Genomic DNA, 732 nt, shown 5'->3' with positions numbered 1-732 from the left:
AGCACTTCAAACAAACTTATGGATTCTATCCCAAATATCCTGTGGCAGATGCCGGATATGGCTCATACAACAATTATATTTTCTGTGAACAGAACGGAATTGAAAAGTATATGAAATTTCCAATGTTTAAAAAGGAAACTAAGGATCGGAAATATCATGAAGATCCATTTCGTGCAGTTAACTTCAGAATTGATGAGCAAGGAGTCATGAGATGTCCTAACGATAAAGCATTCCATTTTTTATGCAGAAAAAATGTGAGGGGAAATCAGTACGGACGCAAGGAAGAACTGTATGAATGCGAAGACTGTAGCGGATGTCCATATGCAAAGAAATGTAAGAAGACAGATAAGAATCGAACCGTTCGGATCAATCAGGAACTAACTTCCATGCATCAGGAAGTAATCGAAAACCTAGAAAGTATCCACGGTGCGTTATTGAGAATGAACCGTTCGATACAAGCAGAAGGCACTTTCGGAATTATGAAAAGCGACCGTTGGTACAAGAGAATTGTCCGAAGAGGTATTCATTCAGTCAAACTGGAAGTTTTACTCGTGGCGATAGGCCATAATTTATATAAATATCAGAAAAAAAAGACAAGAAACAGAACTGCCGCATAGATTAAAAAAGAATTTCTATGGGGTAGGGGAATTGCGCTTTTTTACGTATGATTTCAGTCATTTATACACAATAATTGCAAAAAGGGAGATGCGAAAAAACTCAATCGAGTTTTTT

At 37.2% G+C, this 732-nt stretch carries 1 protein-coding gene; it reads left to right on the top strand.

The annotated features are described in order from the left end of the window. A partial coding sequence (locus tag HMPREF0381_RS14205) for a transposase (RefSeq protein WP_040462045.1) occupies window positions 1–617 on the top strand: 617 nt, incomplete at its 5' end. Between the last annotated feature and the right edge of the window lie 115 nt (window positions 618–732).

The sequence above is a fragment of the Lachnoanaerobaculum saburreum DSM 3986 genome (assembly GCF_000185385.1).
Classification (GTDB): domain Bacteria; phylum Bacillota; class Clostridia; order Lachnospirales; family Lachnospiraceae; genus Lachnoanaerobaculum; species Lachnoanaerobaculum saburreum.
This window is presented reverse-complemented; position numbering and strand designations above follow the sequence as displayed.